At 63.7% G+C, this 12603-nt stretch carries 14 protein-coding genes; all 14 read left to right on the forward strand.

Features of this window, described 5'->3' with window-relative positions; genetic code table 11:
* Nucleotides 1-18: 18 nt before the first annotated feature.
* The 14 genes from AC0L2V_RS09515 (at nucleotide 19) to AC0L2V_RS09580 (ending at nucleotide 12603) form a co-directional block, all read left to right on the forward strand.
* Nucleotides 19-564, forward strand: a complete 546-nt coding sequence (locus AC0L2V_RS09515) for a DUF417 family protein (RefSeq protein WP_473509945.1) — start codon at nucleotides 19-21, stop codon at nucleotides 562-564.
* Nucleotides 542-1138, forward strand: a complete 597-nt coding sequence (locus tag AC0L2V_RS09520) for a putative glycolipid-binding domain-containing protein (RefSeq protein ID WP_473509947.1) — start codon at nucleotides 542-544, stop codon at nucleotides 1136-1138. Before AC0L2V_RS09515 ends, AC0L2V_RS09520 begins: the two co-directional genes overlap by 23 nt.
* A 347-nt stretch (nucleotides 1139-1485) precedes the next feature.
* The gene (acpS, locus tag AC0L2V_RS09525) at nucleotides 1486-1887 is read left to right on the forward strand and encodes a holo-ACP synthase (RefSeq protein ID WP_023800765.1); all 402 of its coding nucleotides are present in this window, start codon (nucleotides 1486-1488) and stop codon (nucleotides 1885-1887) included.
* A gap of 89 nt (nucleotides 1888-1976) precedes the next feature.
* Nucleotides 1977-2726: a signal peptidase I gene (lepB, locus tag AC0L2V_RS09530; protein ID WP_473509948.1), complete on the forward strand. Its 750-nt coding sequence runs from the start codon at nucleotides 1977-1979 to the stop codon at nucleotides 2724-2726.
* Between the two features lie 3 nt (nucleotides 2727-2729).
* Complete coding sequence (gene rnc, locus AC0L2V_RS09535) at nucleotides 2730-3455, forward strand: ribonuclease III (protein WP_473509950.1); 726 nt, start codon at nucleotides 2730-2732, stop codon at nucleotides 3453-3455.
* Entirely contained in the window at nucleotides 3452-4387 is a 936-nt protein-coding gene (gene era, locus AC0L2V_RS09540) for a GTPase Era (RefSeq protein ID WP_473509952.1), read from the forward strand. The genes rnc and era overlap by 4 nt, the downstream gene beginning before the upstream one ends.
* A gap of 42 nt (nucleotides 4388-4429) precedes the next feature.
* Complete coding sequence (locus tag AC0L2V_RS09545) at nucleotides 4430-5353, forward strand: aminoglycoside phosphotransferase family protein (RefSeq protein ID WP_473509953.1); 924 nt, start codon at nucleotides 4430-4432, stop codon at nucleotides 5351-5353.
* Between the two features lie 41 nt (nucleotides 5354-5394).
* The gene (recO, locus tag AC0L2V_RS09550; RefSeq protein ID WP_473509955.1) at nucleotides 5395-6156 is read left to right on the forward strand and encodes a DNA repair protein RecO; all 762 of its coding nucleotides are present in this window, start codon (nucleotides 5395-5397) and stop codon (nucleotides 6154-6156) included.
* Nucleotides 6153-6329, forward strand: a complete 177-nt coding sequence (locus tag AC0L2V_RS09555) for a hypothetical protein (protein ID WP_473509957.1) — start codon at nucleotides 6153-6155, stop codon at nucleotides 6327-6329. Before recO ends, AC0L2V_RS09555 begins: the two co-directional genes overlap by 4 nt.
* Before the next feature lie 63 nt (nucleotides 6330-6392).
* On the forward strand, nucleotides 6393-9134 hold the full coding sequence (locus tag AC0L2V_RS09560; RefSeq protein WP_473509958.1) for a DUF2339 domain-containing protein: 2742 nt from the start codon (nucleotides 6393-6395) through the stop codon (nucleotides 9132-9134).
* Between the two features lie 65 nt (nucleotides 9135-9199).
* Entirely contained in the window at nucleotides 9200-9442 is a 243-nt protein-coding gene (locus tag AC0L2V_RS09565; protein WP_473509959.1) for a type II toxin-antitoxin system VapB family antitoxin, read from the forward strand.
* Between the two features lie 497 nt (nucleotides 9443-9939).
* Nucleotides 9940-10458 carry a sigma-70 family RNA polymerase sigma factor gene (locus tag AC0L2V_RS09570; protein WP_128172707.1) on the forward strand — a complete coding sequence of 173 codons (519 nt, stop codon included), beginning with the start codon at nucleotides 9940-9942 and terminating at the stop codon, nucleotides 10456-10458.
* Nucleotides 10455-11246 (forward strand): anti-sigma factor family protein, encoded by a 792-nt coding sequence (locus AC0L2V_RS09575; protein WP_473519990.1) that lies wholly within the window; start codon nucleotides 10455-10457, stop codon nucleotides 11244-11246. The genes AC0L2V_RS09570 and AC0L2V_RS09575 overlap by 4 nt, the downstream gene beginning before the upstream one ends.
* Nucleotides 11247-11505: 259 nt before the next feature.
* Nucleotides 11506-12603: a peptidase C39 family protein gene (locus AC0L2V_RS09580; protein ID WP_473509962.1), complete on the forward strand. Its 1098-nt coding sequence runs from the start codon at nucleotides 11506-11508 to the stop codon at nucleotides 12601-12603.

A 12603-nucleotide genomic window follows, 5' to 3' on the forward strand; every position in this document is an offset into this window, starting at 1 on the left:
AATCGAAAGGAGAAGGCCATGTTTACCTCTGCAACCGCCAACGCTCCGTTCGTGGCGCGCATCAATCAAGCTGGCTACCACCTTGCTGCCGTCGGTCGCGCGGTAACCCTTCTGGGGGTGGTGCTCCCTCTGCTGTTGATCGGCATTTTGAAATTTACTGCAATCGAGATCGAGGCGCTTAGGCCATTCATCGAGAATACGCCTTGGCTGGCATGGCTCTATCCCGCGTTCGGATCTGCGGGAGCCTCCTACTTCCTGGGCGTGGTCGAACTGGTCACAGCGCTTCTGCTGATAGCATCTGTCCGCAGCGTTTGGGCCGGCCTCGCGGGGGGTGCCATCGGCTCAGTCATCTTCGCGCTGACATCCTCGACAATGCTCACCCTGCCGATCTGGGAAACGGGCTCCGGAGGGTTTCCCTTCCTCAACGGGTTAGGTGCCTTTCTGATCAAGGATGTCGCCTTGCTCGGAGTGAGCCTGGTCATATTGGGGAGCAGCCTTCAGCAACTCGTATCCGACCTCGGCCGAAAAATTGATCGTGGTGATGAACAACGCATCGAGAGGTGAGGGCATGTCTCTACTGGCTATCTGGCGCAGGACGGACGAACCAGGGCACGATGTCGTGCAGCTAACCCAGACAGATTTCGGCTGGCTCCTCAATGGAGCCGCTGTATACCTGTCGGACGCGGGCCCGGCACGTTTGGACTACACTGTGCAACTGGCCGACGATTGGACGACCAAATCCGGCAGCGTTCGCGGGTTCATCGGTTCCCTGTCAGTTGATCTCACAATAATCCGCAACGAGACCGGCTGGACTGTCAATGGGCAGCGGCAGCCGGCGGTTCAGTCGATGGTGGACCTGGACTACAGCTTTACGCCGGCGACGAACCTGCAACAAATTCGCAGAATGAACCTGAAGGTCGGCGACAAGGCGGATTTTCCGGTGGCCTGGCTGGTGGCTGGCGTGTCGAGTTTGGTTGTTCTGCCGCAAAGCTACCATCGTGTGAGTGAGACCGAGTACATCTACGAGGCTCCCACAGTGCCATACCGTGCCACGCTGCTCATTCCCGAGGCTGGCTTTGCCGAGGATTACCCCCACGGTTGGGTTTTCGAGACCGGCAACGCCGGCCGTGCACTATAGGAGTGCGGCTGAAGCTTTGCTGCTCGCAAGCTGACGTCCATGCAACTTGCTGCTTCGGGGCAAGGCGAGCCCGTCGCATTACCTCCTGTGGCAGACCATCGCGGCAGCGATTCGTTGTCTTGGGGCTTGGGTGTCGCTATATCGAAGCCTCGATTGCCTTCCGGCGTGCAACCGGGTGGCCGGGCCGGCGTATTGGATCAGGACAGGGACAGAGTGCTTTTTCGACGCCGCAAGTCTGATGGTCTTCCTGAGCGGGTGCGCACCTACGTATGGCCACGCCGCTCTTTCTCGCGCTCCATGCGCCTGACGAACAGAGCTGGAACGGCCGGACGGGAAGTTCCCGCTCAATGATCATTGGCATCGGCAGCGACCTGATCGATATCAGACGCATCGAAAAATCGTTGGAGCGCCATGGCCAGCGCTTCATCCAGCGTATCTACACCGAGGTCGAACAGGCCCGCTCCGAAAACCGCGGCGCCCGCGCCGCCTCTTATGCCAAGCGTTTTGCTGCCAAGGAGGCGTGCGCCAAGGCGCTGGGCACCGGTATGGCGCAAGGGGTGTTCTGGCGCGACATGGGCGTCGTCAATCTGGCCAGCGGCAAGCCGACGATGGCGTTGACCGGCGGGGCGGCGGCGCAGTTGGACAAGATCCTGCCTGAAGGGCACAGGGCGGCGATCCACCTCACCATCACCGATGATTTTCCGCTTGCTCAAGCCTTTGTGATAATCGAGGCGATGCCCGTCGAATAAGCGCCATATTGATCGCATCTGACCACCGGCATGACGTTGCCCAGCGCGCGCCGAGACTCTATACCAACCAACGCATAATCGAGGACGACATGAGCGTGGCTGAAAAATCCCAGAAGAAATCCGGCGGGCTTGGCGAAACCGTCAGCGTCATCGTCCAGGCGCTGTTGCTCGCTCTGGTCATCCGCACGCTTCTTTTCCAGCCATTTTCTATACCGTCCGGGTCGATGCGGCCGACCTTGCTCGAAGGCGACTATCTCTTCGTCACCAAATGGTCCTATGGCTTCTCGCGCTATTCGCTGCCGTTCGGGCCGGACCTGTTTTCGGGCCGCATCTGGGGCGCCGAGCCGAAGCGCGGCGACGTGGCGGTGTTCAAGTTCCCGCCGGATCCCTCCGTCGACTACATCAAGCGCGTCGTCGGCCTGCCGGGCGACAAGATCCAGGTCAAGGATGGCCAGCTCTTCATCAACGGCGTCGGCGTGCAGCGCCAGAAGGTCGGGCAGATCGACAATCGCGACATCACCGAGGAGAGCGGGCCGGTCGACGTCTATCGCGAGACATTGCCGAATGGCGTCAGCTATGACACGCTCGACCTGATACCCAACTCGATCGGTGACAACACCCAGGAGTTCGACGTGCCGCCCGGCCACTATTTCATGATGGGCGACAACAGAGACAATTCCTCGGACAGCCGCTTCACCGTCGGTTTCGTGCCCGACGAGAACCTGGTCGGTCGCGCCAACCTCATCTTCTTCTCGATCGGTGGCAGCGCCAGCCCGCTCGAAATCTGGAAATGGCCGTCGCAGATGCGCGCGTCGCGCCTGCTCCATTTCGTCAGATAGGTCATGGTGGCGACAAAACGGCTGACCGTCGACGCGCTCGCCGAAGCGCTCATGGAGCGCACCGGCCACGCCTTTGCCGACCGACAGCGCTTGCAGCGCGCGCTGACCCATGCCAGCGCCCGCAGCAGCCATGCCGGCATAGACTATGAGCGTTTCGAATTCCTGGGCGACCGCGTCCTCGGCCTGGTCGTCGCCGACATGCTGCTGGCGGCGTATCCTGATGCTGCCGAAGGTGAGCTGTCGCTCCGGCTCAACGCGCTGGTCAATGCCGAGGTGCTGGCGGACATCGCCGAGGAGATCGGCCTGCCGGAGTTGATCCGTGCCGGCTCGGACGTACGCGGCCTGGACGGGCGCAAACGCGTCAATCTGCGGGCTGATGCGCTGGAATCGCTGATCGCCGTGCTCTATCTCGACGGCGGGCTGGAGGCGGCCCGCGCCTTCATCCACAAATACTGGCGGCCGCGCTCGCAGGCCATCGGCGCCGCCCGCCGCGATGCCAAGACCGAGTTGCAGGAATGGGCGCATCAGGCGGCAGGCGCCGTGCCGGTCTACATAATTGACAGCCGCGAGGGACCGGACCACGATCCGCTGTTCACCGTCACCGTCAAGGTCGGCGCCTATCCGCCGGCGACCGGCAGCGGGCGCTCCAAGCGCGAGGCCGAGCAAGCCGCCGCGACTGTGCTGCTGTTGCGCGAAGGCGTCTGGCTGAACAAGGGGAGCGCGGTATGACCGCAACCGAAGACGTCCCGCCGCCGGCAACAGAAGCCGCCACCACGCATTCCGGCTTCGTCGCGTTGATCGGCGCGCCCAATGCGGGGAAATCGACGCTGGTCAACCAACTGGTCGGCGCCAAGGTGTCGATCGTCACCCACAAGGTGCAGACGACGCGCGCCATCGTGCGCGGCATCGCCATCCACAACAACGCACAGATCGTCTTCGTCGACACGCCGGGCATTTTCAGACCGAAGCGGCGGTTGGACACGGCGATGGTGACGACCGCCTGGGGCGGCGCCAAGGACGCCGACATCGTGCTGCTGCTGATCGACGCCGAGCGCGGCATCAGGGGCGACGCCGACGCGATCCTCGAACGGCTGAAGGATGTCCGCCAGCCGATGGTGCTGATCCTCAACAAGGTCGACCGGGTCAAGCCCGAGGCGCTGCTGGCCCTGTCCGCGGCAGCGAATGAAAGAGTGCCGTTCAAGCGCACCTTCATGGTCTCGGCGCTAACCGGGTCGGGCTGCAAGGACGTGCTCGACTATCTCTCGGAAACCCTGCCTGCCGGCCCCTGGTATTACCCGGAAGACCAGATCTCCGACCTGCCGATGCGTCAGCTGGCGGCCGAGATCACCCGCGAAAAGCTCTATCTCAGGCTGCATCAGGAACTGCCCTATTCCTCCCATATCGAGACCGAGAAATGGGAAGAGAAGAAGGACGGCTCGGTGCGCATCGACCAGACCATCTATGTCGAGCGTGACAGCCAGAAGAAGATCGTGCTCGGCCACAAGGGCGAGACGATCCGTGCCATCGGCCAGGCGGCACGCATGGAGATATCCGGTATCCTCGAACAGAAGGTGCATCTTTTCCTGTTCGTCAAGGTGCGCGAGAACTGGGGCGACGACCCCGAGCGCTATCGCGAGATGGGGCTGGAGTTTCCGCATTAGAGCATGGTCCCGAAAAGTGGGAGCCGGTTTTCGGAAAAGATCATGCTTGAACAAGAAGTCACTATCGACACAGCCCTCGTGAGCCGGTTGGTCGCCACGCAATTTCCTCGATGGAAGGATCTTGCTGTCCGGCCGGTTGCATCAGGCGGATGGGACAACAGGACCTTTCATCTCGGAGACCATATGCTGGTGAGGCTGCCGAGTGCGGCCGCCTATGCCTTGCAGGTCGAAAAGGAACATCGCTGGCTGCCAAGGCTTGCGCCTCTGCTGCCGCTGCCTGTCCCTGTCCCGCTGGCGATGGGAGCCCCGGCCGACGACTATCCCTGGCATTGGTCCGTCTACCGCTGGATCGAAGGCGAGACGGCTACGCTGGAGCGTATTGCCAGCCTGCCGCAATTCGCGGCCGGCCTGGCCCAATTGCTGGTCGCCCTGCAACGGGTCGATCCCGCCGGTGGACCGGCGCCAGGGCAGCACAACTTTTTTCGCGGCGGACCACTGAGCGTCTACGACGGTGAGACCCGGCAAGCAATTGCAGCCCTCGACGGCAGGATCGATACGGTCGCCGCGAGTGCGGTGTGGGAAGCAGCGCTTGCCGCGACATGGCACGGTGCGCCCGTCTGGTTCCACGGTGACGTCAGTTGGGGAAACCTGTTGGTCAGGCAAGGTGCTTTGAGCGCCGTGATCGACTTCGGAACTTCAGGCGTGGGCGATCCCTCGTGCGACTTGGCGATTGCGTGGACGCTCTTCGAAGGGAAAAGCCGAGAGGTGTTTCGCGCCGGTCTTCAGGCCGACGAGGCAACCTGGGCGCGAGGCCGTGGCTGGACGCTATGGAAAGCGCTGATTACGGTCGCCGGCCATATAGACATCAATCCAATCGAGGTTGAAAAGTCGCGACGCGTGATCGATGAAGTGCTTGCCGATCACCTCCGCGCGGACCGCCGCGGAGGGCACCGACACAGCGCCTGAAAAACTTGATTTCGCCACCGAAGCGGTGACAAGCTGCGTTCATGGAATGGCGCGACGAGGGAATTATTCTCGGCACCCGCAAGCATGGCGAAACCAGCGCCATTCTTGAGGTCATGACGCGTGCGCACGGCCGCCACCTCGGCCTTGTGCGCGGCGGCCGCTCGCGCAAGCAGCAGCCGGTTCTGCAGCCCGGCAACCGCGTCGACCTGTTGTGGCGGGCGCGACTCGACGAGCATCTGGGCACCTTCCAGGCCGAGGCGATCGAGATGAACGCCGCCCGGCTGATGGACAGCGCCGTCGCCATCTATGGGCTGCAGACCATGGCGGCGCATCTGCGCCTGCTGCCCGAGCGCGACGCGCATGACGGCCTCTACGAGACGCTGGCCGTGATGATCGCCCATCTCGACGATGCGGACGCCGCTGGCGAGCTGGTGGCGCGCTTCGAATTGCTGATTCTCGACGAACTCGGCTTTGGCCTCGATCTCAGCCAGTGTGCCGCGACCGGCGCCAGGCAGGACCTTGCCTATGTCTCACCGAAGTCCGGGCGCGCCGTGTCGCGCCAGGCCGGCGCGCCATGGCGCGACAAGATGCTGGTGCTCCCCGCATTCCTGCAGCGCGGCTCCGGGCTGCGCGCCGATCCGGCGGCGATCGAGGACGCCTTCCGGCTGACCGGCTTCTTTTTTGCCCGCCATGTCTACGAGCCGCGCGGTATCGAGGCGCCCGGCGCCCGCACCGGCTTCCTCGCCGCCCTGCGCAAGCACCATGCGCTGCATAAGGTGATCGGGAGAGAGACCGTTACATGAGCGAAGCGGAACTCTATCCCGGCCGGGTGTCGCCGCTCCGCCTCGGCATCGCTGAATATACCGGCCTGGAATTGCTCCAGCGCATTATCGACAACAAACACAAGGCTCCGCCGCTGGCTTTCGGCACCGAAACGTGCTCGATCTTTCCGGCCGCCAATCTGGCGGCGGGCTGACTCGGCTGGCCGTCTGGCCGCCGTATTTGTCGGTCACTACTGGCTTGGTTTGGGGGAACCGCCATGTTCGAAAGCCTGATCGGCCTGGTCGCGATCATCGCGCTGTTCGTCATTATCTCGCGCCAGCAGAGCCGCATCGGCCTGATCGAGCGCGAACTTGGTGCGCTGCGCAGCCTCGTGCTTTCGGGCGTCCATGTTGGCCCGCCGCAGGCCAAGCCGGTAGAACAGCCCGCAAACGACAGCATGCCAGCAGACGCGGCAGTTGCGGCCGTCACCGACATTGCCCCGCCATCGGCGGGCGAAGCTGCTGCTGAGGAAAAGCCGCCCACGCAGGTTGAAGCCGGGAAGGCTGCATCCGGACCGTGGGCTGCGGGTGAAGCGGCGCCGGCTGGGCCTGCACCTGCGCAACCGGTGGCCGCGACGGCGAAACCGGCCCAAAAACCCGATATTGAAACGGCGCTCGGCACCCGCTGGGCGGTCTGGGTCGGCGGCATCGCGCTGGCGCTGGGCGGGCTGTTTCTGATCCGCTACACCATCGAGGCCGGCATTTTCGGTCCCGGCGTGCGGCTGAGCATGGCAGCAATGCTCGGGCTCGTGCTGGTCGCCGTCGGCGAGTTCATCCGCCGTACCGGCTTCAAGGTGCCGGTGCAGGGAGTCGCCGGCGCCTATATTCCGGCGATCCTGACGGCGGCCGGTGCTTTCATCCTGTTCGGCACGGTTTATGCCGCGCATGGCGTCTACGGCTTCATCGGGCCGGCGCTCGCCTTCACGCTGCTCGGCGCCATCGGTGTGGCGACGATCGCAGCAGCCCTCGTCCATGGCCAGGCGCTGGCCGGTGTCGGCCTGCTCGGCGCGGTGGTGACGCCCATGCTGGTCGCCTCGCAGGCGCCGAATCCTTGGGCGCTGTTCGGCTATTTGGCGATTGTGCTCACCGCTACCGGCGTGATCGCCCGCCTGCGCGACTGGAAATTGCTGATGGCGGCAGCGTTCGTCGGCACCGGCCTCTGGACCATTCTTTACATGACCGATGCGCCGGGCACCAACCTGCCTGTCGTCCTCTTTATCAATGCGGTGACCCTGGCGGTGCTCGCCCTCGTCTGGCTCGGCCGTCGCGGTGGCGAAGCAGGACCCGCCAGGGGCTTCGACTGGCCATCGGTCGCGCCTGGCTTCTTCGTCGGCCTTTCGGCGATGGCGCTGTTCGTCGACCCCGCATACGCTGCCGGCGATGCTCTGCCGGGTGCAGCCCTTATCGCAGCCCTGGTCGCGGTAGCGCTCTACCGGCCGCTGGCGCTGGCGCTTCTGCACGCCGCAGGGCTGGCGACGGTTCTGGTCTATCTCGGCATCATTCCGCCAACCTCTGTCGTTTCAGACTTTTCGGGCGGCGCTCTCGGCGTCGATGGCCTGCCGGCGGCAGTTGCCGATACGCTGATGCTCAGGATCGGCATCGTTCTCGGACTTGTGTTCATCGCAGCCGGCTTCTGGGCAGCGCGCAAATTTGCTGCATCGGCTCACATCCGCGCCGCCTCATGGGCGGCATGGGGCGTTGTCGCACCGCTGGTCATTCTGTTGGCGCTCTGGTTCACCTTCGGCAATCTCGACCGCGATCTTGTCTACGCGGCGGTTGCAGCCATTCTGGTGGGGGTCTTCGCCACCGGCGGCGAGTGGATTGCGCGCGGTGAACAGCCGCCGCTGCAGGGCGGTGCGGCCGTCTCGTTCGCGCTTGGCGGGGCAGCAGTCGCTGCCTTGCTGATGCTCTACATGGCCTTTGGGTCCGGCTGGACGACCATGCTTCTGGGTGCCGCGGCCATCGTGCCGGCGCTGGCCACCCGCTGGCGTGCCTACCCGGTGCTCGGCTGGATTTCGGTCGCTGCGGTCATCGCCGTGCTCGGCCGCATCGCCTTCGATCCGACAATCGTCGGCGCTGAATTCCTGTCGAGGACGCCGGTGTTCAACTGGCTGCTGCCGGGCTACGGCGTGCCGGCGCTTGCCTTCGGCTTCGCCGCCTGGCAACTCGCCCGCACCACAAATGGCCGGCCACGCCTCGCCATGGAAGCGGGCGCAGCACTGTTTGCAGTGCTCACGGTTGCCATATTGGTGCGCCATGCCATGCATGGCGGCGTCATCGACATGGGTGCTGCGACGCTCGCCGAGCAGGCGATCTACACGCTGATCGCCATCGGCGCCGGCGCAATCCTGGTCGCCATCGACATGCGCTCGCCAAGCTTGGTGCTGCGCTATGGTTCGCTTGCCGCGGGCATCGTCTCGGTCGCCTTCATCGTCATCCAGCATTTTGTGGCGCTGAACCCGCTGTTTACCGACGAATCGACTGGCCGGATCCCGGTGTTCAACCTGCTGTTCCTCGCCTATCTCTTGCCGGCCCTCGCTGCCGGGGGGCTCGCGCTTTACGCACGTGACAAGCGGCCGAAATGGTATGCCGCGATGCTGGCGCTGGTGGCGGCGCTGCTCGCCTTCGTCTATGCGACGCTATCGGTGCGGCGGCTGTTCAAGGGCGAGTTCATCGGCCTGTGGAGCGGCCTCGGCCAGCTCGAGACCTACACCTATTCCGCGCTGTGGCTGATCATCGGCGTGGCGCTGCTAACCGCCGGCGTCTGGCTGAAGTCGCAGGTGCTGCGCGTTGCGTCGGCCGCGCTGATCTCGGTCGCTGTCTTGAAGGTGTTTCTCTTCGACATGTCGGAACTGGAAGGCGTGCTGAGGGCGCTGTCCTTCATCGGCCTTGGCGCAGTGCTGATCGGCATCGGCCTGTTCTACCAGCGACTGCTGACAAGAGCGGCGAGAGGAACCTAAGGGATCGTCTGTTTGAATGTCCAATAAAATGGAATAGTTGAAGGTTCAGCAGGAGATATTCAAAAGTGCCTCTTTATATTCGCGACAAAGAAGTGGATGCGCTGGCCGCAAAATTGCAGTGTGAGATCAACGCTGCCAGTAAAACGGAAGCAGTGCGGATTGCACTTTTGCATGAACTTGAGCGTAACCACGCCCGCAAGCCTTGGCGTGACAGGATTGCGGTGTGGCAGGAGAAGTGTGCCGCGTTGGGGCCATCCGACCCCAACTTCGACATGAAGGCATTCACCGACGAGGCATGGGAAGACTGACGTTGGCGAGCCCGATCCGGGCGGTTCAACTGTGAGCCCCAATACGGCGCGGGATGTTCCGCAGCGCTGGAGGGACAGCACCCCCCTCTGCCCTGCCGGGCATCTCCCCCGCAAGGGGGGAGATTACGCGCGCACGGGTGCTTTACTCAAATCTCCACCGTTGCGAATTGCGCGGAGCGCCGAAACTGCCGATCTCCCCTCTTGCGGGGGAGATGGCCGGCAGGCCAGAGGGGGGTGCGAAGGAACTCGACGGCTCTATTCCAGATCGCTGGCCTTCCGGCACATGCCGCGGCGGGTTATCGGGCCTTTGTCGCGTCGCCCGCGATGGGAGGACTCTGCTTCGCCTCTCAATCCCACCCGGGAATAAATCCCCCGCCGCCAGCGTTATGTTGTTGCTTGGGTGGCCGGGCGGCGGACCGCTTCGCGTTGGCCGCTTGCGCCGCGCCGTGAAGGCGCGTTCAATCGGATGAACAAGGGCGACCTCAGGCCCAGCGGTCATGGACGACAAGAAGGCAGCAATCCTGGGCGAGATACCACGCCTGCGCCGTTATGCGCGCTCGCTGCTGCGCGATCGCGATTCCGCCGACGATCTCGTCCAGGACTGTCTCGAACGGGCGCTTGTGCGGCTCGACAATTGGCAGACTGGAGAAAGCCCCAGGAGGTGGCTGTTTACGATCATGCATCATTTGTTCATCGACCAGATGCGCAAGGTGAACCGGCGCGGCGAAGCAGCGATCCTGCCGCTGGAAGCGCGCGAGGCGCAGGCAGCGCCCGCTGAGCAGGTGGAGAGCATCGCCTCGCGCGAGATCATCGACGCGTTGCAGGCGATCAGCCCCGATCGGCGCGCAGCACTGGTCATGGTCGCCATCGAAGGCTTTTCCTATGCCGAGGCCGCCAATATCCTCGGCGTCCCGGCCGGCACGCTGATGTCCCGCATCGCGCGCGGGCGTGACGAGTTGCGCGGGTTGCTGGATGATGCCGCGCGTCGCCGGGCGATAAGGATCGTCGAGAAATGACCCGGCGCGACTTTTCCGAACGCGACATCCATATGGCCCTCGATGACGAGCTGCCGGTTGACGAGCGCGTGGCTTATGATGCCTGGCTCGAGGCCAATCCTGAAATGAAGGCGAGGAGCGTCCGCTATGTCGCCGACCGCGCAGCGCTGCGCGCCGCCTTCGCCGGCGTGCTCGACGAGCCAGTGCCGGCGCGGTTGCAAAATATCGTGTTCGGTGAGGCGCCGGTCAAGACCGCGGCATCGAGCTCGCGCTGGTGGCGGGCGGCTGCCGCAGCGGCGATGTTGGCCATCGGCGGTGTCGGCGGTTATGTCGCCGGCATCGACCATCTCGGTGTGGAAGACCCGGCCGAGGACCAACTCGCCGAGCAGGCGATCGCAGCCCATGTCCTCTATGCCGCCGAGCAGCGGCACGCGGTGGAAGTGCCGGCCAGCGACAAGGATCATCTGCAGACCTGGCTGTCCAACAGAGTCGGCCTGAAGCTGGTCGCACCGGATCTGGCGGCGCAAGGATTCCAGCTCGTCGGCGGTCGGTTGCTGCCCGCTGGCGAGAGCAAGGCCGCGATGTTGCTTTATGAGGACGCCAAGGGCGAGCGCATCTCGCTGTTCGTCACAGCGGAATCGGCCGAGAAGACCAAGGGCACTTATGGAGCGGAAGAAGACGGCCCCGAGGCGATCTACTGGTTGGACAAGGGCTATGGCTGCGCCGTCGTCGGCTCGCTGCCGCGCGCGCAGCTGACTGCAGTGGCGAACAGCGCCTACAGCCAGCTTGTCGCCGGGCTTGCCAGCTGAGCTGCGCTGTTTTTCAAAGCTTGCGTCTACAGCGCCGCGTCTTTGGACACGCAAAGGACGCTGTAGCACTTTAATTTGCGCATCATCCTTTCCGAAAATCGATTTCGATTTTTTTGGGGGTCATGCGCCGCCGAAACTGTAGAAATTTCAGCCCGAACCGAGGTGCGATAGCGCTTGACGGATGCTGGCGCTTCGGCTGTGTTGTCGACACTTCTGACCAGGCCTTTCCAAGAATCCAATCGAGGTTTTCCAAGCCCGCATGCCTGCCGAGATCCGCACGGCCCGCGCGTCCGACGTCGATGACCTCGCGGCGATCGAAAAAGCTGCTTTCTCTGGCGACCGCATTTCCCGCCGTTCCTTTCGTCAGTTGATCGAACGCGAGACCGCCGAGATGCTGGTTGCCGAAAACGACGGCCGCATCGCCGGCTATGCGGTCGTGCTGTTTCGCAAGGGCAGCGGAGTCGCGCGGCTCTATTCCATTGCCACCGGTCCGCTTTTCGGCGGGCTCGGCATTGGCCGCATGCTGTTGAAACGGGCCGAGGAAGCCGCCTTCGAGCACAACCGCATGATGCTGCGTCTCGAGGTGCGCGAGGACAACAGCCGAGCCATCCGCATTTACGAGCAGAGCGGCTACCGCAAGATCGGCCGCGAACCGGGCTATTACGAGGACGGCGCCACGGCGCTGCGCTACGAAAAGACCCTGCGCGGCGACATTCCGGTCGCCACCAGGGTGCCGTTCTACCAGCAGACCTGCGAATTCACCTGCGGCCCGTGCTGCCTGATGATGGCGATGGCCAATTTCGATGCCGGCTTCGTGCCCGACCCGGTGATGGAAATCCGTTTGTGGCGCGAGTCGACCACCGTTTTCATGATGTCGGGGCCGGGCGGCTGCGAGCCGTTCGGCCTCGCCGTTGCCGGCCACGAAAGCGGGCTGTCTGCCGAGATATATGTCTCCTTCCATGGTGCGCTGTTCCTGCAGTCGGTGCGCAGCCAAGACAAGCGCCGCGTGATGGAACTGGCGCAGGTCGACTTTCGCCGGCGCGCGGAACGTTACGGCATCCCGGTGAATTACCGTCCATTCGCCATCGACGATATCCGCACCGCAATCGCAGAAGGAAAACTGGTGTTGGTCCTGATCAGCGGCTTCCTTATGTTCGGCAAGAAGGTTCCGCACTGGGTGCTGGCCATCGGCGACGATGGCGACCATATCCTGATCCACGATCCCTGGGTCGAAGACGAGAGACAGGAGACCATCCTTGATGCCGCCAACATTCCGGTGCCTTACGGCATCTTCATGAACATGGCGCAATTCGGCCGCGATGGATTGCGTGCCGCCATAATCCTCGGAAAGCGCTGA

It is taken from the genome of Mesorhizobium sp. WSM4814, assembly GCF_055811595.1.